Annotated in this window: 17 protein-coding genes; 12 read left to right on the forward strand and 5 right to left on the reverse strand. The window is 73.4% G+C overall.

Features of this window, described 5'->3' with window-relative positions; all coding sequences use genetic code 11:
• Position 1 precedes the first annotated feature (1 nt).
• The 12 genes from AC6EH9_RS03240 (at position 2) to AC6EH9_RS03295 (ending at position 12,047) form a co-directional block, all read left to right on the forward strand.
• Positions 2 to 1,036: an LLM class flavin-dependent oxidoreductase gene (locus AC6EH9_RS03240; RefSeq protein ID WP_498420480.1), complete on the forward strand. Its 1,035-nt coding sequence runs from the start codon at positions 2 to 4 to the stop codon at positions 1,034 to 1,036.
• On the forward strand, positions 1,033 to 2,238 hold the full coding sequence (locus AC6EH9_RS03245) for a CaiB/BaiF CoA transferase family protein (RefSeq protein ID WP_498420483.1): 1,206 nt from the start codon (positions 1,033 to 1,035) through the stop codon (positions 2,236 to 2,238). Before AC6EH9_RS03240 ends, AC6EH9_RS03245 begins: the two co-directional genes overlap by 4 nt.
• Entirely contained in the window at positions 2,235 to 3,662 is a 1,428-nt protein-coding gene (locus AC6EH9_RS03250; protein ID WP_498420486.1) for an MmgE/PrpD family protein, read from the forward strand. The genes AC6EH9_RS03245 and AC6EH9_RS03250 overlap by 4 nt, the downstream gene beginning before the upstream one ends.
• Positions 3,659 to 4,876, forward strand: a complete 1,218-nt coding sequence (locus AC6EH9_RS03255; protein WP_498420489.1) for a Rid family hydrolase — start codon at positions 3,659 to 3,661, stop codon at positions 4,874 to 4,876. The genes AC6EH9_RS03250 and AC6EH9_RS03255 overlap by 4 nt, the downstream gene beginning before the upstream one ends.
• Positions 4,873 to 5,373 carry an FAS1-like dehydratase domain-containing protein gene (locus AC6EH9_RS03260; protein WP_498420492.1) on the forward strand — a complete coding sequence of 167 codons (501 nt, stop codon included), beginning with the start codon at positions 4,873 to 4,875 and terminating at the stop codon, positions 5,371 to 5,373. The genes AC6EH9_RS03255 and AC6EH9_RS03260 overlap by 4 nt, the downstream gene beginning before the upstream one ends.
• Entirely contained in the window at positions 5,370 to 5,837 is a 468-nt protein-coding gene (locus tag AC6EH9_RS03265) for a MaoC/PaaZ C-terminal domain-containing protein (RefSeq protein ID WP_498420494.1), read from the forward strand. The genes AC6EH9_RS03260 and AC6EH9_RS03265 overlap by 4 nt, the downstream gene beginning before the upstream one ends.
• The gene (locus AC6EH9_RS03270; RefSeq protein ID WP_498420497.1) at positions 5,834 to 6,982 is read left to right on the forward strand and encodes an acetyl-CoA acetyltransferase; all 1,149 of its coding nucleotides are present in this window, start codon (positions 5,834 to 5,836) and stop codon (positions 6,980 to 6,982) included. Before AC6EH9_RS03265 ends, AC6EH9_RS03270 begins: the two co-directional genes overlap by 4 nt.
• The gene (locus AC6EH9_RS03275) at positions 6,979 to 7,410 is read left to right on the forward strand and encodes a Zn-ribbon domain-containing OB-fold protein (RefSeq protein WP_498420499.1); all 432 of its coding nucleotides are present in this window, start codon (positions 6,979 to 6,981) and stop codon (positions 7,408 to 7,410) included. The genes AC6EH9_RS03270 and AC6EH9_RS03275 overlap by 4 nt, the downstream gene beginning before the upstream one ends.
• Positions 7,410 to 8,570, forward strand: a complete 1,161-nt coding sequence (locus tag AC6EH9_RS03280; RefSeq protein ID WP_498420502.1) for an acyl-CoA dehydrogenase family protein — start codon at positions 7,410 to 7,412, stop codon at positions 8,568 to 8,570. The genes AC6EH9_RS03275 and AC6EH9_RS03280 overlap by 1 nt, the downstream gene beginning before the upstream one ends.
• Positions 8,560 to 9,411 (forward strand): HpcH/HpaI aldolase/citrate lyase family protein, encoded by an 852-nt coding sequence (locus tag AC6EH9_RS03285; RefSeq protein ID WP_498420504.1) that lies wholly within the window; start codon positions 8,560 to 8,562, stop codon positions 9,409 to 9,411. The genes AC6EH9_RS03280 and AC6EH9_RS03285 overlap by 11 nt, the downstream gene beginning before the upstream one ends.
• A gap of 396 nt (positions 9,412 to 9,807) precedes the next feature.
• Positions 9,808 to 11,148, forward strand: coding sequence for a hypothetical protein (locus AC6EH9_RS03290; protein WP_498420507.1), 1,341 nt, complete (start codon positions 9,808 to 9,810; stop codon positions 11,146 to 11,148).
• 89 nt (positions 11,149 to 11,237) lie between these two features.
• Positions 11,238 to 12,047, forward strand: coding sequence for an SDR family oxidoreductase (locus tag AC6EH9_RS03295; protein ID WP_498420509.1), 810 nt, complete (start codon positions 11,238 to 11,240; stop codon positions 12,045 to 12,047).
• Here the strand turns inward: AC6EH9_RS03295 and AC6EH9_RS03300 are convergent.
• Genes AC6EH9_RS03300 through AC6EH9_RS03320 form a run of 5 tightly spaced genes read right to left on the reverse strand, consistent with a single transcriptional unit; the run spans position 12,044 to position 18,008 of the window.
• A complete protein-coding gene (locus AC6EH9_RS03300) occupies positions 12,044 to 13,045 on the reverse strand; it encodes a zinc-binding dehydrogenase (RefSeq protein ID WP_498420511.1) in 1,002 nt (333 codons plus the stop codon). The two genes, AC6EH9_RS03295 and AC6EH9_RS03300, sit on opposite strands and share 4 nt — an antisense overlap.
• Before the next feature lie 10 nt (positions 13,046 to 13,055).
• On the reverse strand, positions 13,056 to 14,531 hold the full coding sequence (locus AC6EH9_RS03305) for a dihydroorotase (protein WP_498420513.1): 1,476 nt from the start codon (positions 14,529 to 14,531) through the stop codon (positions 13,056 to 13,058).
• Positions 14,528 to 15,958 (reverse strand): MmgE/PrpD family protein, encoded by a 1,431-nt coding sequence (locus AC6EH9_RS03310; protein WP_498420515.1) that lies wholly within the window; start codon positions 15,956 to 15,958, stop codon positions 14,528 to 14,530. Before AC6EH9_RS03310 ends, AC6EH9_RS03305 begins: the two co-directional genes overlap by 4 nt.
• On the reverse strand, positions 15,955 to 16,776 hold the full coding sequence (locus AC6EH9_RS03315; RefSeq protein WP_498420518.1) for a cyclase family protein: 822 nt from the start codon (positions 16,774 to 16,776) through the stop codon (positions 15,955 to 15,957). Before AC6EH9_RS03315 ends, AC6EH9_RS03310 begins: the two co-directional genes overlap by 4 nt.
• The gene (locus tag AC6EH9_RS03320) at positions 16,773 to 18,008 is read right to left on the reverse strand and encodes a CaiB/BaiF CoA transferase family protein (protein WP_498420520.1); all 1,236 of its coding nucleotides are present in this window, start codon (positions 18,006 to 18,008) and stop codon (positions 16,773 to 16,775) included. Before AC6EH9_RS03320 ends, AC6EH9_RS03315 begins: the two co-directional genes overlap by 4 nt.
• Between the last annotated feature and the right edge of the window lie 3 nt (positions 18,009 to 18,011).

Here is an 18,011-nt window from a genome sequence, read left to right on the forward strand (position 1 = left end):
GATGCGGATCACCTTCGCGCCCTGGGGCGAGACGCTCGACGAGCTGGCCGACGCCGCCCGCCGGGCCGAGCTGGCCGGCGCCGAGGCGGTGTGGGTGCCCGAGCTGCACCGCAGTGCCACCGTCGCGGCGGCGGCCGTGGCACAGGCCACCACCACCGCCCAGGTCGGCACCGCGATCGCGCTGGCGTTCACCCGCAGCCCGATGGTGACCGCGCTGGAGGCCCTCGACCTCGACGAGCTGTCCGGCGGACGGTTCGTGCTGGGCCTGGGCACCGGCGTGCAGCGCCTCAACGAGGACTGGCACCACGCCCGCTGGGGCCGGCCGGTCGCCCACCTGAGCGAGACGGTGCGCAACATCCGGCACTTCGTCGCCGGCGCCACCACCGGGGAGGAGATCGACCTGGCCGGCGACTTCGAGCCGATGCGGATCCGGGGCTACCAGCGCCCCTACCCGGTGCAGCGCAGCGAGATCCCCCTCTACCTCGCCGCGATGGGCCCGGCGATGACCCGGCTGGCCGCCCGCATCGGCGACGGCTGGATCAGCCACGAGCTGTGCTCCCCGGCGTACCTGGAGAAGCGGATCCTGCCCGAGATCGAGGCCGGCCTGGCCCAGGTCGAGGGCCGCCGCCGCGAGGACGTCGAGCTGGTGGTCTCGGCCTGCTGCTCGGTCGACGCCGACCCCGCCAAGGCGCTGGAGCGGGTCCGCGGGCACGTCGGCTTCTACGCCAGCGTCCGCACCTACGCCGACTTCTTCGCCTTCCATGGCCTGGGCGAGGCCCAGCAGTCGGTGATCGACGCGTTCCGCGCAGGCCGGGGCGCCGAGCACCTCGCCGAGGCGGTGACCCCCGCCATGGTCGATGCGCTGACCCTCAACGGCGACCGGGACCGGGTCGCCGAGCAGCTCGCGGCCTACCACGGCCTCGCCGACGCGGTGAAGCTCTCCGCGCCCACCCACGGGCTGAGCCCGGCGCAGATCCGCGCCGGGCAGGACGAGGTCATCGGCCTCATCGAGACCCTCACAGGAGGTCGGCCGTGAAGCCGCTTCAGGACGTCCGCATCATCTCCCTCGAGCAGTACGGCGCCGGTCCGTTCGGCAGCGTGCACCTCGCCGACCTCGGAGCCGAGGTGATCAAGATCGAGGACCCGGGCGTCGGCGGCGACGTCGGGCGCTACGTGCCGCCGTACTTCAGCGGCGAGGACTCGCTGTTCTTCGAGACGTTCAACCGCAACAAGAAGTCGCTCTCGCTGGACATCAGGACCGCCGCCGGCCGGGAGGTCTTCGAGGACCTGGTCCGCAACGCGGACGCGGTCTACTCCAACCTGCGCGGAGACGTGCCGGAGAAGATCGGCATCACCTACGACCAGCTCAAGCACCTGAACCCGGCGATCGTGTGCTGCTCGCTGACCGGCTTCGGGATGACCGGTCCGCGCAAGCAGGAGCCCGGCTACGACTACGTGCTCCAGGGGCTGGCCGGCTGGATGGAGCTCACCGGCGAGCCGGACGGGCCGCCGACCAAGTCGGGGCTCTCGCTGGTCGACTTCTCCGGTGGCTACGTCGCCGCGCTCTCGCTGCTCGCCGGGCTGCACTCCGCGCGCCGCGACGGGGTCGGGATGGACTGCGACGTCAGCCTCTACGACACGGCCATGTCGATGCTGACCTACCCGGCCACCTGGCACATGAACGCCGGGTACACGCCGCGGCGGATCAGCCACTCCGCGCACCCCTCGCTGGTGCCGTTCCAGGCCTTCGAGGCCTCCGACGGCTGGTTCATCGTGGGCTGCGCCAAGGAGAAGTTCTGGGTGCGGCTGGCCGAGGTCATCGGCCACCCCGAGTGGGCCGCCCCCGACTCCAGGTTCGCGACCTTCTCGCTGCGCCAGCAGAACCAGGACGAGCTGACCGGCCTGCTCGAGGAGATCTTCCGCGCCGAGTCCGTCGACCACTGGCTGGCACGGCTCTATCCGGCCTCGATCCCGTGCGGGCCGATCAACGACGTGGAGGCGGCGCTCAAGGAGCCGCACACGATCGAGCGCAACCTGATCGTCGAGACCGAGCACCCGCACTACGGCACCGTGCGTCAGCTCGCCTCGCCGGTCCGGGTCGGCGACGCGCCGCCCGACTACGTGCGGGCCCCACAGCGCAACGAGCACTTCGACGAGGTGCTGCGCGAGGTCGCCGGCTACGACCCGGCCCGGATCGCCGAGCTGAAGGCGGCCGGGGCCTTCGGGGCCGAGACGTGACGATCGCCCCCGCCCTGGCCGGCTGGGCGGTCGGCCCGGTCGACATCCCGGCCGAGGTCGAGCAGGCCGCCCTGCGCCACCTGCTCGACGGGCTCGGCGCCGCGGTCGCCGGCCAGCGCGCCGGCGCCGCGGCCCCGGCCGTCACCGTCGCCACCGGCCTCGGCGGACCCCCGGAGGCGACCGTGCTCGGGGCGCGGACCCGGCTCTCGGCGCCCGCCGCCGCCCTGGCCAACGGCACCCTGGTGCACGCCCTCGACTTCGACGACACCCACGCCGCGGGGCTGGTGCACGCGACCGCGGTCGTGCTGCCGGCGGCCTTCGCGGTGGGGGAGCAGGCCCGCGCCGGTGGCCGGGAGATCCTCCAGGCGGCCGTCGTCGGCTACGAGGTCGCCTGCCGGGTCGCGGCGGCCGCGCCGAACGGCTTCCACGCCGGTGGCCTGCACGCCACCATGGTCGCCGGGGTCTTCTCCTCGGCCGCCGTCGCCGCCCGGCTGATGGGGCTCGACGCGGCGACGACCACCCACGCGCTCGGCATCGCCGGCAGCCAGGCCGGCGGCCTGCTCGCCTTCCTCGCCACCGGCGCCAGCACCAAGCAGCTGCACCCGGGCTTCGCCTCGCAGTCCGGCATCCTCGCCGCGCGCCTCGCGGCCGCCGGGGCGACCGGGCCGCACACCGTCTTCGACGGCCCGCACGGCCTCTACGACGCGCTCGCCCCCGCCGCGCTCGCCGCCGGCACGGTCGACACCGGGGTCATCCTGCGCGACCTGGGCGGCGACGCCCCGCAGGACTGGGAGACCACCCGGATCGGGATCAAGCCCTGGCCCACCTGCCAGCTCGCCCACGTCACCATGGCCGCCGCCCGGCTCGCCCTGGACCGGTCCGGCGCGGACGCCGGCGAGATCGTCGGCCTGCACGCCCGGGTGCACCCGGACTCCGCCTCCGTGGTCTGCGCGAGCGGGCGCGACCTGGCCCGTCCGGCGAGCCCGTACGCCGCCAAGTTCAGCCTGCCGTGGAGCGTCGCGGCACTGCTGCTCGACGGCCGCGTCAGCATCGAGACCTACACCGCGGCCAACCTCGAACGCCCCGAGATCGGCGTGCTGGCACAGCGGGTCACCTGGGACGTCAGCCCCACCGAGGACGTGGCCGGGGTCGCTGCCGCCGACGCCGCCGGCGACGTGGTGCTGAGCCTCGCCGACGGGCGCCGGGTCGCCGCCCACCTCGAGCGCAGCCCCGGCGGCGGCGCCCACCCCCTCTCCGAGGACGCCCTGCTCGCCAAGCTCGAGGGCAACGTCGGGGCACTCGCCGGTGAGCTCGCCGCGGCCGTGCGCGCGCTGGGCGATGCCCCCGACCTCACCGAGATCCTCACCCTGGCCGCGGCCGCCGCCGCCGAGCCGACCCCCACCCGCCAGGAGGCCCCCGCATGACCCTGTCCGCCATCAGGCCCGCCGAGTTCGCGTGGCTGCCCGAGGAGGGCTTCACCTTCTCCCTGGGGCTCAGCGAGGGAGACAGCGCCTGGACCTCGGGGCACACCTCGGCGCGCCTCGACGACGCGCTCGGCAAGATGACCGTCCAGGGCACGATGCAGCAGCAGGCGCGGATCGCCTATGCCAAGTGCCTGGAGATCCTGGCCACCGCCGGCCTCGGCCCCGAGGACGTCACCCGGGTCAGCGAGAACGTCACCGTCGCCGGCCTGCCCGCCTACGAGGACGCCGCCGGCGTACGCCGCGAGCTGCTCGGCGAGCGCCCCACCGTGCGCACCGTCGTCGTCGAGCGCCTGGTGCGTCGCGCCGCGCTGATCGAGGTCGAGCTGCACGCGGTCAAGGGCGGCGGGCGGCAGCTGCGGGTCGCCTCCGAGACGCGCGAGGCAGGCACCTGGCAGGCCTCCTCGATCACCGAGGGACAGGACGGCGTGGTCTACCTGCCGACCGTGACCCCGATCGACGCGCACGGCGACGTGGTCGCCCCCGGCGACTTCGTGGCGCAGTACCGCTACGTGCTCGAGCGGGCCGGCGCGATGCTGGAGGCCGTCGGCCTGAGCCTCGGCCACGCGGTCACCACCTACGACTACTCCACGCCGGAGACCCGGGCGGTCTACCGCGGCACCCACCGGGTCCGCAAGGAGCTGCTCGGCAACAACGAGGGCGGCGTCTACCCCGGCGCCGGTGGCATCCTGATGAGCCGGCTGCACGCGCCGGGTGCGCTGGTCGCCATCGACGTCACCGCGTCGCGGCACCCGCTCGAGATCGTCAACCCCGGCTGGAGCCGCTACGACACCCTGACCTACGCGCCCGGCGTCAAGGCCGGGCGGACCCTGTTCATGTCCGGCTTCGCGGCCCTCGACATGGAGACCCAGCAGGCCCTGCACGCCGACGACCTCGGCGCCCAGGCCGAGACGACGTACGGCGCGATCCTGCAGCTGCTCGAGCACGCCGGCCTCGGCGCCGCCGACCTGCTGGAGACCACCGAGTACTGCGTGGCCTCCGCCGTCGGCGACTACCGGGAGGTCGCCGAGGTCCGCCGGCGCCTCCTCGGCCCGCCGTGGCCGGCCTCGACCGGCGCGCTGTGCCACAGCCTGCTGCGCCCGGAGTTCCTGCTCGAGGTCTTCCCGACCGCGCTCTACCCCGAGGACCGCGCATGACGCTGCTCACCGACCAGGTCCGCGCCCTCGAGGGCCGCACCGCCGTCTACACCGCGCCCGAGCCGCTCGGCGCCGCCGCCGGGCGCTACTTCGGCCTCGCGATCGGCGACGACAACCCGCTCTACAGCGACCCGGCCTACGCCCGGTCCCAGGGGCTGAGCGGGGTGACCGCGCCGCTGACCCTGGTCTGCGAGACCAACCAGTACGCCGCGCTGCCGATGGACCACGAGGGCTACGCCGGGCACACCTGGGGCCTCGAGATCCCCGGCACCCGGCAGGTCCGCGGGGGCAACGCCTACACCTTCCACCGCCGGATCCGCCCCGACGACGTGATCACCGCGACCTGGCGGATCACCTCGGTGACCGAGAAGGTCACCGGCTCGGGCAACGAGATGCTCGTCGTCGCCTCGACCGCGGCGTACACCAACCAGGACGGCGAGCTGCTCGCCGAGAACGCCGAGACGATCATCTTCGTGGGTCTGGAGAAGCAACCATGAGCGACACCCTCCCGAGCCGGGCCGCCGACCACGCCGCGATCGCGGTGGGCGACGCCGTGCCGGTGCTCGAGCGCACCCTCGCCCTGACCGACATGGTCGCCTACGCCGGCGCCACCTGGGACTGGCACAAGCTGCACTACGACACGGCGTACGTCGCGGCGAAGGGCCTGCCCGGCCCGATCGTCGACGGCCAGGTCTACGGCGCGCTGCTGGTCGAGATGCTCCAGGACTGGCTCGGCCCGCAGTCCTTCGTGCACGAGCTCGGCTTCACGTTCCGCAACCTGGTCTTCGCCGGGGAGCGGCTGCGCTGCTCGGGCACCGTCACCGAGGTGGGCGAGGACCGGATCGTCGTGGAGATGCGGGTCGTCGTGGTGGCCGAGGACGGCACCGACGCCCGGGCGGCGGCGGCGCCGTGCCGCGCGGTGGTGCTGCTCGGCACCCCCGACGGGCCGGGGGCCCGGTGAGCACCGGTGTCGCGATCGTCGGCGCCGCGGAGTGCGACCTGGGTGTCACCGGCTCCTCGATCCTCACCCTGCAGACCCAGGCGGTCACCCGCGCGCTGGCCGACGCGGGGCTGAGCCTGGCCGACGTCGACGGCATCGCCACCAACGGCATCTCGCGGTTCTCCGCGACCCAGCTGGCCGACTACCTCGGCGTGGTGCCCACCTGGACCGACTCGACGTTCGCCGGCGGCAGCGCGTTCGAGATGTACCTCGCCCGCGCCACCCAGGCGATCGGGGCCGGGCAGGCCGACGTCGTGGTGATCTCCTTCGCCTCCAACCAGCGCTCGGCCCGCTCGCGCCGCCTCGGCGGCGTGCACGAGCCGTGGGTCCCCGAGGCGCAGTTCGAGGAGCCCTACGACATGCTCTACCCGCTGTCGTACTACGCGATGGCGGCCCAGGCCTACCTGCACCGCTATGGCGGCACCCGCGAGCAGCTCGCCGAGATCGCGATCGCGGCCCGGGAGTGGGCGCTGCTCAACCCCAAGGCGTTCCGTCACGGCAAAGGCTCGCTCAGCGTCTCCGACGTCGTGGACTCCACGATGATCTCTTCGCCGCTGACCGCTGCCGACTGCTGCCTGGTCACCGACGGCGGGGGAGCGGTGGTGGTGACCTCGCTGGAGCGGGCCCGCGACCTGGCCAGGCAGCCGGTCGAGGTGCTCGGCTACGGCGAGCGCACCACGAACTCCTCGTTCACCGCGGTGGCCGACCTGGCCGTGCCGGGTGCCCGCGGCGCCGTGCGGGACGCCTACGCGCGGGCCGGGATCGGCGCCGCCGACGTGGACGTGGCCGAGGTCTACGACTCCTTCACGATCACCGCGGCCCTGAGCGTCGAGGCGCTCGGGCTCTGCGGGGAGGGCGAGGCGCTGGACTTCATCCAGGGCGGCACGATCCGCCCCGGCGGCAGCCACCCGCTGAACACCAACGGCGGCGGGCTGTCGTACTGCCACCCGGGCCAGTACGGCGTGCTGCTGCTCGTCGAGGCGGTCCGCCAGCTGCGCGGCGAGTGCGGCGCGCGTCAGGTCCCCGGGGCCGAGATCGCGGTCGCCCACGGCACCGGCGGCATCCTCTCGACGCACGCCACCGTGGTCCTGGGGGTCGACCGATGAGCGCGGAGTGGGTGCCCGGCGAGGTGCCGCCCGCCGACGAGACCAGCGCGGACTACTGGGCCGCCACCGGCGAGCACCGGCTCACCGTGCAGTCGTGCACCGGCTGCGGCGGGGTCCAGCACCCGCCGCGCGCGCTGTGCACCGGCTGCGGCTCGATGGAGCACCTGAGGCAGGTCGACGCCGCCGGCACCGGGACCGTCGACACCTTCACCGTCGTGCACCGGGCGCCGCGCCCGGGGCTGGCGACGCCGTACACGCTCGCGCGGGTGCGGCTGAGCGAAGGGCCGGTCGTGCTGACCCGGCTCGAGCCGGCCGTCCCGGGTGAGGCCGGCTGGCGGATCGGCGACGCGGTCACCGTCGCCTGGGCCGACCTCCCCGACGGCCGGGCCCTGCCGTACTACACCCCCGACACCACCGAGGAGCACTGATGCACTTCACGCTCGACGAGGACCAGCGCGAGTTCAAGGCGCTGCTGCGCCAGTTCGTCGACAAGGAGATCGTCCCGGTCGCCCGCGAGTGGGAGCAGGCCGGGCGCTACCCGACCGAGATCGTCGAGGGCATGAAGGAGATGGGCCTGTTCGGCATCACCGTCCCCGAGGAGTACGGCGGCCTCGACCTCGACCCGGTCGCCTTCGCGCTGGTCTTCGAGGAGATCGCGCGCGGCTGGATGGGCATCGCCGGCATCCTCGGCAGCCACTCGCTGTCCTGCCGGCTGATCTCGATGCACGGCACCGAGGAGCAGAAGCAGAAGTACCTGCCCGACCTCGCCACCGGCAAGCGCCGTACCGGCATCGGCCTCACCGAGCCCGACGCCGGCACCGACCTGCAGGGCATCCGCACCACCGCGCGCCTGGAGGGCGACCACTACGTCGTCAACGGCACCAAGATGTGGATCACCAACGCCCGCTACGCCGACCCACTGCCGGTGCTGGTCAAGACCGACCCGAGCGCCTCGCCGGCCCACAAGGGCATGAGCGTGCTGCTGATCGAGGCCGGCACCCCCGGCTTCGCGGTCACCAAGGACATCCCCAAGCTCGGCTACAAGGGCACCGAGTCCTGCGAGATCCTGCTCGACAACGTCGAGGTGCCGGTCTCCCAGCTCGTCGGCGGCGTCGAGGGCCGCGGCATGCAGCAGGTGCTCTCCGCGCTGGAGTGGGGCCGGGTCAACATCGCGGCCCGCTCGGTCGGCATCGCCCAGCGCGCGCACGACGAGGCGCTCGCCTACGCCCAGGAGCGCAAGGCCTTCGGCAAGCCGATCTCGGACTTCCAGGCGATCCAGCTCAAGCTCGGCGAGCTCGGCACCCAGGTCCAGGCCGCCCGGCTGATGGCCTACTGGGCCGCGGACGCCGTGCGCACCGGTCGCGCCGACGGCGCCACCGCGATGGCGAAGATCTTCTGTTCCGAGGTGGCGCTCCAGGCCGCGATCGACTCGATGAAGGTGCACGGCGGCTACGGCTACTCCACCGAGTTCGAGGTCGAGCGGCTCTACCGGGACTCGATCCTGATGAGCATCGGCGAGGGCACCAACGACATCCTGCGCACCGTCGTGGCGAAGTCGCTGATCAAGGGGGAGACCCGTGTCGGCTGAGCACCGCGACTTCCTGGCCCGCTCGGCGCTCTACGTGCCCGGCCACGCCGAGGACAAGCTGGAGCGGATCCTCGAGCGTGGCGCCGACGAGGTCATCGTCGACCTCGAGGACGCCGTCGCGCCCAAGGACAAGGACCGGGCCCGCGACCTCACCCGGATCTGGCTGCACGACCTGCCGGTGCTGCAGAACGTCGGGGTCTGGGTGCGGGTCAACCCCGGTGCGCTGCGCGAGGCGGACGTGCGGGCGATGGCGGGCGCCCCGGCGCTGACCGGGTTCCTCCTCGCCAAGACCGAGAGCGTCGAGGAGCTGGTCGACCTCGACCGGCTGCTGGCCTCGCTCGGCTCGACCGCGGGGGTGGTGCCGCTGCTGGAGAGCGCCCGGGCGGTCCTGCGCGCCGGCGAGATCGGGCTGGCACCGCGGGTACAGCGTCTCCAGGTCGGCGAGGCCGACCTGCGTGCCGACGTCGGGATCACCCCCGGACCCGATGAGCGGGAGCTGCTCTACACCCGCTCGCACGTCGTCCTGGCCTCCGCCGCCGCGGGGATCAAGCCGCCGATCGCACCGGTCTCCACGAACTTCCGCGATCTCGACGCCTTCCGGGCCTCGACGGTCGAGCTGGCCCGCCTCGGCTTCGTCGGCCGGGCATGCATCCACCCCGGGCAGGTGGCCGTCGCCAACGAGGTCTTCACGCCGTCAGCCGAGGAGGTCGACGCGGCCTGCCGCCTGGTGGAGCGGTGGGAGCTCGCGGGCTCGGGTGGCGCGGTCGACGACGACGGCCGCTTCATCGACGAGGCCGTCGTCCGGCAGGCGCGCCTGATCCTGGCGCGGGTGCGGAGCTGACCGGCGGCGCGTTCGCGGCGTACGGCCTGCGGGCGGCTCGGGCGGTGTCGGTTTCCCCGGTCGGCCGGGGAAGCCTGATGTTGTCGGGCGAAGTTTCGCCCGACCACATCAGTAGTTGACGGCGGGCCCTACCTCAGGGGCACCACGAGGCCACTTTTGTCCCGGGAGTACGGCGCGCGCTGCGCTGGCGCCTGCCTACGGCCACCCACGGCCGTCACGTCCGCCCGCGCCGCCGGCGACGTACGCCTGCGGGGCCCGGCGTCGGTACCAACCCATCCGACGCGGCGAATTAACACAGACGTTCCCGGAAACGCTGGACAAGCCCTCGATATCGTATATCTTCCCATGAGACGTAGATCACGCCTTGTGGTGGTGTGGTCGCCCCGAGGAGGATTAATGCGTTTTCGCAAGCTTGCCGGCCTGTCTGCCGGAGCCCTGACCCTGGGCGTGCTCTCGGTACCGGCCCTCATGGCCCCCGCCAACGCTGTCGTCACGTCGACAACGACCGCCAACTTCAGCTGTGGCACCGGCGTGCAGACCTCGACCTACAACGCGAACATCACCCTCACGCTCGCGCACAGCAACGGCGGAGCGCAGCTGAGTGCCAAGCTCAGCGACATGCCCAACGGCGCGCCGGCGCAGTTCGTGAACTTCCCGGGGGCGACGATCTCGAACAAGCTCACCGTGGCGGCCAACGAGACCGACGTCGTTCTCACCGGCTCGCACAAGGCCGACTTCATCGGCGGCACGCCGACGAAGATGCCGGAGGCCAAGGGCTCTCTCGCTTCGCGCCCGAGCAGCATCAGCATCAAGAGCTACTCCTACCAGGTCGACAAGGCGGCGGGTGGCTCGGCAGCCGCTCAGGACTGCTCGCTGACCGCTCCGGTCGAGGTCTCCTTCGCCGACGAGCTGCAGCTCGCCGACATGAACGCGGTCTGCACCATCGACATGAGCGAGAGCGGCTTCGGCGGCAAGGGCTCCTACCCGGCCAAGCTGGAGACGACCGCGACGACACCCGCGACCGGCACGGTCGGTACCGCGCTGAGCATCCCGGTCAGCACCACGCTCACCATGGGCCGTGAGTTCTCCGACTACCTGCAGACCTCGCCGGTGAAGAAGGTCACCGGCAAGGTGACGCCGGCGATCACCGTGGGCTCGGCCGCTGCCACGGGCGACGTCCAGCTCAGCACGTGGGAGCGCACCCTGGCGCCCGGGAATGCCATCGGGCAGCCCGTGCCTGGGTTCGTCACCATCAACGGCACGGGCACCGCGGCCGTCACCCCGGCTGCCGCCGGCAACCACGCCGCCAGCATGTCGGGGGCCAAGGGTTCCGCGACCCTGACGGTCACCTTCGGCGACGCGGAGATGGCTGTTCCGATCGACTGCGCGCTCACCTCCGCCCAGGCCATGGGCACCGTCCAGGTCGGACCCTCGGCAGCCTGCACCACCGCCGAGGCCAACGTGAAGTCCGCCCTGGCCAAGGTCAAGGCTGCCGAGACCAAGGTCAAGAGCACCCAGGCCGTGGTCAAGAACGCCCAGGCCAAGGTCAAGAAGGCGAACCAGGCCGTCAAGAAGGCCAAGAAGAAGGCCGCCAAGGCCAAGGCCAAGAAGCAGCTCAAGGCCGCCAAGACCGCGCTGAAGAAGGCGCAGTCCGGCGCGAAGGCCGCTTCGAAGACGCTGGCGTCGGAGAAGGCGAAGCACGCGGCCGCGGTCAAGGCGGCCAAGGCGGCCTGCTGACCCGCTGAACCACTGATCCGCTGACGGTGCCCCGGTCCTTCCTCGAAGGGCCGGGGCACCGTCTCGTCCGAGTAGCCCAGGAGGACCGTATGACCACCTCGTCGACGAACGCCGTCGTCACCGGCAGCACCAAGGGGATCGGCTTCGCGCTGTCACGCGAGCTGCTCCGCCGAGGCCACCACGTCGCCGTCTCCGGTCGCAGTCAGCAGGCCGTGGACGAGGCGGTCGGCAAGCTGCAGCCCGAGGCCGCCGGCAACGCACGGGTCATCGGCGTCCCCACCGACGTGACCGACCCCGCCGCCGTACAGGCGCTGTGGGACGCGGCGACCGCCGCGTTCGGGGCCGTCGACCTGTGGGTCAACAACGCCGGCGTCGCCTACACGATGCGCACCATCGTGGAGACCACCCCCGACGAGGTCGCGACGATGGTCGGCACCAACATGATCGGCACCATCAACGGCGCCCAGGTCGCCGTCCGCGAGATGACGGCCGCCGGCGGCGGTCGGGTCTTCAACGTCCTCGGCGGCGGCAGCGACGGCTCGCTGCGGCCCGGGATGGGTGTCTACTCCGCGACCAAGCGCGGGCTGGACATGTTCACCAAGGCCCTGGTCAAGGAGGTGCGGGGTACGACGGTGCGTGTGGGGCAGGTGCGCCCCGGCATCCTGCTCACCGACGGCTGGCTGCGCGAGGCCGCCACCAGCCCCGAGTCGGTCTCCAGCCAGCGCAAGATGCTCAACATCCTCACCGACCACGTGGACGACGTCGCGCCGTACCTGGTCGACCGGATGCTGGCCAGCACCAAGAACGGGGACGAGATCTCCTGGCTGACCACCGCCCGGATGGCCCGCAAGTTCGCCCGCGGCGCCAAGGACGACAAGCTCGCCCGCTACGGGCTCTAGCTCACGTCGACGAGGACCTTGCCGACGTTGCGCCCGCTCATCAGTCGGGCGAACGCCTCGGGCGCTCGCCCGAGCCCGGCGTAACGGTCCTCGACGCTGACCAGCTCGCCGCTCGCGAGCAGGGCGCCGACCCGCGCGGCATGCTCGGGCGCGAGGTCGGCGTGGTCGTAGACGACCATGCCGCGCACCTCCGCCCGCGCCGCCATCACCGCCCCCGCGCGGAGCCGGGTCGGCGCGCTGCCGTTGGTCTGGTCCATCAGCCCGCACAGCGACACCCGGGACCCGACGACGAGCCGCTCCATCACCACGTCGAGGGTGGCCTGGTCACCGAGGTGCAGGTAGGCGTCGATCCCGTCCGGGCAGGCGCGCGTGAGCTCGTCGTCCAGGCCCGGCCCGCGCCGGACGGCGGCGGTGTAGCCCAGGCGTGAGGTGGCGAGCTCGGCCTTCTCCGCGGAGCCGACGATGCCGACCACGCGGGCGCCCGCGAGCCGCGCCAGCGCGCCGGCGACGGCGCCGACCCCGCCGGTCGCGGAGCCGATCACGACGGTCTCGCCGGCGCGCGGGCGCAGGTGCCGCACGTGCGCGGCGTACGCGGTGAGGCCCGGCATGCCCAGCGCGCCCAGCGCGTGCGACGGCGCCACGTCGGGGGGCAGCGCCACCGGTGTCGCGGCGGTGCCGGGCACCACCGCCTCGGCGCGCCAGCCGGTCTCGGCGAGCACCAGCGCACCCAGCGCGAGCCCCGGGTGCCGCGACTCGACGACCTCACCCAGCGCGCGGCCGCCCGGGACGTCGCCCGGTCCGACCGCGGCGTCACCGAGGTGCCGGCCGCCCAGCGTCGAGCGTTGGTAGGGGTCCAGGGACAGGCACCGGACCGCGATCCGCACCTCGCCGTCGCTCAGCGGCGAGCGGGGCAGGCGCACCAGCCGGAAGTCCTCCGGCACGGGCGCGCCGTCCGGGATCCGGGCGAGCGCGACGGCAGCCACGTCGGTCTGGGACACGAGTGCTCCCTCAGGCCGTCGGCCGGCGCAGGTAGCGCCCGACCGGGTCGCCGCCGACCACGCCCGCGGCCATCACCTGGTGGCCGCGCACGAAGGTGTCGGTGACCTTGGCGGTGAGCTCGGCGCCCTCGAACGGGGTGTACTCCTGGGTCGACTCCGACTCCTCGGCGCGCACGGTCCAGGTGACGGTGGTGTCGACCAGCGCGATGTCGGCGTCCTTGCCGACGGCGAGGGCGCCCTTGGTGGCGCCGAGCCCGTAGCGGGTCGCGGGGTTGGTCGCGGTGAGCTCGGCGATCCTGCCCAGCGGCACGCCGCGCCTGGAGCCCTCCGAGACCATCCCGGCGAGCAGGTACTCCGCGCCGCCGAACCCGGACTTGGCCAGGAAGACGTCGTCGCGGGGCTCGCCGAACTTCAGCTCCTCGCGGCAGCAGGCGTGGTCGGAGACCACCCAGTCGATCTTGCCGTCGATCAGGTAGGCCCACAGCGCCTCGACGTCCTCGCGGGGGCGCAGCGGCGGGTTCACCTTGCCGCCCACCCCGTGCGCGGTGTCGCAGTCGGCGAGCAGGTGCCCCACGGTGACCTCGCGGCGGAAGTCGATGTGCGGGAACGCGTCGGCCATCAGCAGCGCGGCCTCGACGGCCTTGCGCGAGGTCAGGTGCAGCAGGTTGATCGTGGGCAGCTGGGTCTCGTGGGCCAGGTACGACGCGATCGTGACCGCCAGGCCCTCCGAGTGCGGCGGGCGGGAGGCGCTGTAGGCGGGCAGGCCGCTCAGCGTGCCGTCCTCCTCCACGAGCCGGGTGTAGGCCGTCATGATCTCGGCCGTCTCGCAGTGCAGGGACAGCGAGATCTGGTCGGCGATCTCGGGGAACTTCTCCCGCGCGGCCTGGATGCCGCGCATCACGAACTCGAAGTGCGCGTAGTCGTAGCGCTCGCCCTCGGGTGTCATCAGGAAGGAGCTCTGGTCGGTGCTGCGCCCGTGCAGCCCGTGCCCGCCGTAGAACATGAAGATCTTGAACGACGTCACGCCGTGCTCGCCGACCAGGTCGGGGATCTCCTCGATGTGCTCGCGGCTCATCGGCGCCAGGTGGTAGGCGTAGTCGACCATCGCCCGGCCCTCGGTCAGCGCGAGGACCTCGGGGAAGAAGTCGGCGTAGGCGCCGCCCTTGTTCAGGTAGTACTGCCCGGTGCGCATGTAGGTCAGCGCGGTGGTCACGCCTCCCTGGGCGCAGGCGCGGCTCTCGCTGGCCGCGTCCTCGGCGAGCGGGTTGTAGATGCCCCAGTGCTGGTGGGCGTCGACCACCCCGGGGAAGGCCACCTTGCCGCCGCCGTCCAGCACGCGGGCGGCCCGGTCCCCGGACGCCGCGGCGAGGCCGGCCTCGAGCCGGACGATCGTGCCGTCCTTGACGCCGATGTCGAGCGGCTGCGGGTCGGCCTGGCCGGGGACGACCACCGAGACGTTGGTGATGATCAGGTCGAGCTCGCTCATAGGTGCTCCTCGGGAGTGGAGAGGGTGGACAGCGGGGTCAGCAGGGCGGACAGGTCGCGCGCGGTGCGCAGGGCGAGGACGCCGCGGCGAACCGCGTCGGCCGCTTCCGGGGCGAGCCGCCCGGCGACGTTGTCGGTGAACTTGCGGGACAGCTCGTCGTCGCTCAGCGGGCGGGCCGGGCCGCCGCGGTTGGCGAACACCTCCTCGACGAGCACTTCGCCCGAGACGGTGCGCAGCGTGACCACGGCCGGGAACTGGTGCGGGTAGATCGCCGCGCACCGCTCGTCGGGGACCACGCTGACGCGCGCCATCACGGCCCGGCGGGCCGGATCCTGGGCGAGCGCGTCGGTGAAGTCGTCGAGGCCGAGGCCGAGGCCGCCGCCCCCGAACAGCCCCGCCGTCACCGCGTACGGCGCGCTGAACTGCGCCTGGTACCCGGTCTGGGGTGCGCGCTTGACCTCGATCGGCTCCCCGACGGTGCGGATCACCGCGGGGGCCACCCCGACGACGATCGACCCGACGTCCTGCGGCGCGACGCCCCGGGCCCGCAGCGCCAGACCGGCGTCGATCACCGCGTGCGTGAAGTGGTTGGCCGGGTAGGGCTTGAAGAAGATGCCCGGCACCGACCAGTCGCTGCCCAGGCCGTCGGTGACCGCGCCGGCGCGGTACTGCCCGTGCAGCCACGCCTCGAAGAAGCCGAAGCGGCCCTCGAGCACGGTCGGCGGCCCGGTGAACCCGCGGCGCACCAGCTGGGCCGCGGTGACCCCGGACTGCGCGGCCAGGCCGCAGTGCAGCCGCTTCACGGTGCCGCCGGTGCGGTTGGCCTCAATGATCCCCGAGGCCATCGACGCGGTCAGCCCGAGCGCGTCGAGCACGCCGGCGCGGTCGGCCCCGTAGACCAGCGAGGCAGCGACCGCGGCGCCCATCGCGCCGGTGATCGAGGTGGCGTGCTGGCCGTGCTCGAAGTAGACCGAGTTGCCGAGCTCCTCGTCGTACCCGGCCATCCCGAGACGGACGGCGACCTCGAGCCCGGCCGCGATCGCCCGGACGACCTGCTCGCCGGAGGCGCCGCAGTGCTCGGCCGCCGCCAGCGCGGCGGGGACGACCCCGGCGCTCGGGTGCAGCACCGAGGGGAGATGGGTGTCGTCGTAGTCCAGGGAGTGCGCGAGCACGCCGTTGGCGAGCGCCGCCTGGGCGGCCGTGACCCGCCCGCTCAGCCCGACGGCGGTCGCCTGGGGGTGCCCGCCCTGGTCGGTGACGTGGCCGAGGATCGCGGCGCTGGTCGGCAGCCGGTGCGCGGCGACGCAGAGGCCGAGGACGTCCAGGACGCGCTGCTGCACGCTGGCCGACACGGCGTCGGGGACTCCCTGGGTGGCCGCGGTCACCGCGAAGTCGGCAACCCGCTCGCCCAGCGTCTGCGCGCTCACCGGGACACCACCGCGAGCGGCCGGGCCGGCGAGCCGGTCGCGCCGACGAGCGGCAGCGGGGAGAGCACGAAGAGGAACTCGTGGACGCCCTCGCGGGCGAGCTCCTCGAGATCCATCGTCTCGATGATGTAGATGCCGTGCTCGACCAGCAGCACGCGGTGCGCGGGCAGCAGGCCGTGCCCGGCGCCCGGCGCGAGCCGCTCGAAGGCGATGGTGTCCGCGCCGGCGGCGTGCACGCCCTGGCCGGCCAGCCAGGTCGCCCCGGCCTCGCCGACACCGGGGACGCCCGAGCGCTGCCCCATGAAGAGCTCGTGGTCCCCGGTGTCGAAGTGCTGGCCCCAGCCGCTGCGCACCAGGACCACGTCCCCGGCGCCGATCCGGCTGGCCTGCGCGGCGACGGTGGCCTCGAGGTCGGCCACGGTGATCTCCCGCCCCGCCTCGAGCCGGCCGACGCCCAGGGCGCCGGGCACGTCGAGCAGCACGCCGCGGCGCACCATCGGCTCGATCGTCTGGGCGCCGAGCCCGACGTAGCGCCCGCCCTGCAGGGCATCCCGGGCGTCCAGCCCGCCGTGCAGCCGGCCGTCCTGGGAGACGTGCACCAGCGCGTCGACGTGAGTGCCGACGTGGGTGCCCATCGAGATCATGTCGTTGGCCGCCGAGCCGCCGTCGGCGCGCACCATGTCGCCGTGCCGGCGCGGGTGCGCGTGCCAGTACGCCGGGTGGTTGGGCGACTGCGGCATCCCGACGGTGAGCGGGCGGCCGAGGTCGATCAGCCGCAGCCCGGCCGCGGCCAGGTCGAGGAGCTGGGAGGTGGTCATCGGATCGTCTCCTGGTCGCGTAGGCGGGTGAGCTCCTCGGCGCTGAGGCCCAGCTCGGTGAGGACGGCGTCGGTGTCCTCGCCGAGCGCGCGTCCGGGGAAGCGGATCTGGCCGGGGGTGCGCGACATCCGCCACATCACGTTGTGCTGCAGCACCGGGCCCAGCGCCGGGTCGTCGACCTCGGTGAGCATCCGGGTGGCGCGCACGTGCTCGTCCTCGACGACGTCGCGGGCGCTGTAGACGGGGGCGACGGCGGCGCCCGCCTCGGTGAACGCGGTGACCACCTCGTCGCGGGTGCGGGCGGCGATCCAGTCGCCGACGTAGCCGTCGAGGAGGTCGGCGTGCAGGGCGCGGGTGTGGCCGGAGGCGAACCAGGCCTCCTCGATGACCTCGGGGTGCCCGACCAGGTGCATCACCAGCTCGGCGATGGCCTGGGCGCTGGTCGACACCGCGACCCAGTGGCCGTCGCTGGTGCGGTAGGCGTTGCGGGGGGCGTTGTTGGTGGAGCGGTTGCCGTGGCGGGTGCCGACCTCGCCGGTGAGCCCGTAGACCGAGGGCCCGGGGCCGACCGCGGCCATGATCGGCTCCAGCAGGCTCAGGTCGATCACCTGGCCGAGCCCGCCGTTGTTCGCGCGCTCGAGCAGCGCCATCGAGACCGCGGAGGAGGCCGCGATGCCGGCGATCGAGTCGGCCAGGCCGAACGCCGGCAGCGTCGGCGGCCCCTGGGCGTCGCCGGTCAGGTGCGCGAACCCGCTCATCGCCTCGGCGAGCGTGCCGAAGCCCGCCCGCCCGGCGTACGGGCCGCTCTGACCGAAGCCGGTCACCCGCAGCAGCACCAGGCCGGGGTTCGCCGCGTGGAGCTCCTCGGGCCCGACCCCCCAGCGCTCGAGCGTGCCGGGCCGGAAGTTCTCCACCACCACGTCGGCGCTCGCGGCCAGCCGCAGGAACAGTGCGGCGCCCTCGGGCCGGGAGAGGCTGAGCCCGATCGCCCGTTTGTTGCGCGAGATCTCCGACCACCAGATCGGGCTGCCGTCCAGCGAGGGCCCGTGCCCGCGCATCCCGTCCCCGGCCACCGGATGCTCGATCTTGATCACCTCGGCGCCGAAGTCGCCGAGGATCTGGCAGGCCAACGGCCCGGCCAGGATCGTCGAGGCGTCGATGACCCGGATCCCGGCGAGCGGGCCGGTGGCCGGGCCGGGCGTGGGGGAGGGCGGTGCGGGCAGGCTGCTCATCCC

This window comes from Nocardioides sp. Z21_20, assembly GCF_059766585.1.

Excerpts from the sequence above, each read along its gene's own strand:
- AC6EH9_RS03240 (WP_498420480.1), top strand. The coding sequence starts at position 2 with ATGCGGATCACCTTCGCGCCCTGGGGCGAGACGCTCGACGAGCTGGCC.
- AC6EH9_RS03255 (WP_498420489.1), top strand. The coding sequence starts at position 3,659 with ATGACCCTGTCCGCCATCAGGCCCGCCGAGTTCGCGTGGCTGCCCGAG.
- AC6EH9_RS03260 (WP_498420492.1), top strand. The coding sequence starts at position 4,873 with ATGACGCTGCTCACCGACCAGGTCCGCGCCCTCGAGGGCCGCACCGCC.
- AC6EH9_RS03265 (WP_498420494.1), top strand. The coding sequence starts at position 5,370 with ATGAGCGACACCCTCCCGAGCCGGGCCGCCGACCACGCCGCGATCGCG.
- AC6EH9_RS03275 (WP_498420499.1), top strand. The coding sequence starts at position 6,979 with ATGAGCGCGGAGTGGGTGCCCGGCGAGGTGCCGCCCGCCGACGAGACC.
- AC6EH9_RS03280 (WP_498420502.1), top strand. The coding sequence starts at position 7,410 with ATGCACTTCACGCTCGACGAGGACCAGCGCGAGTTCAAGGCGCTGCTG.
- AC6EH9_RS03290 (WP_498420507.1), top strand. The coding sequence starts at position 9,808 with ATGCGTTTTCGCAAGCTTGCCGGCCTGTCTGCCGGAGCCCTGACCCTG.
- AC6EH9_RS03295 (WP_498420509.1), top strand. The coding sequence starts at position 11,238 with ATGACCACCTCGTCGACGAACGCCGTCGTCACCGGCAGCACCAAGGGG.
- AC6EH9_RS03305 (WP_498420513.1), bottom strand. The coding sequence starts at position 14,531 with ATGAGCGAGCTCGACCTGATCATCACCAACGTCTCGGTGGTCGTCCCC.
- AC6EH9_RS03315 (WP_498420518.1), bottom strand. The coding sequence starts at position 16,776 with ATGACCACCTCCCAGCTCCTCGACCTGGCCGCGGCCGGGCTGCGGCTG.
- AC6EH9_RS03320 (WP_498420520.1), bottom strand. The coding sequence starts at position 18,008 with ATGAGCAGCCTGCCCGCACCGCCCTCCCCCACGCCCGGCCCGGCCACC.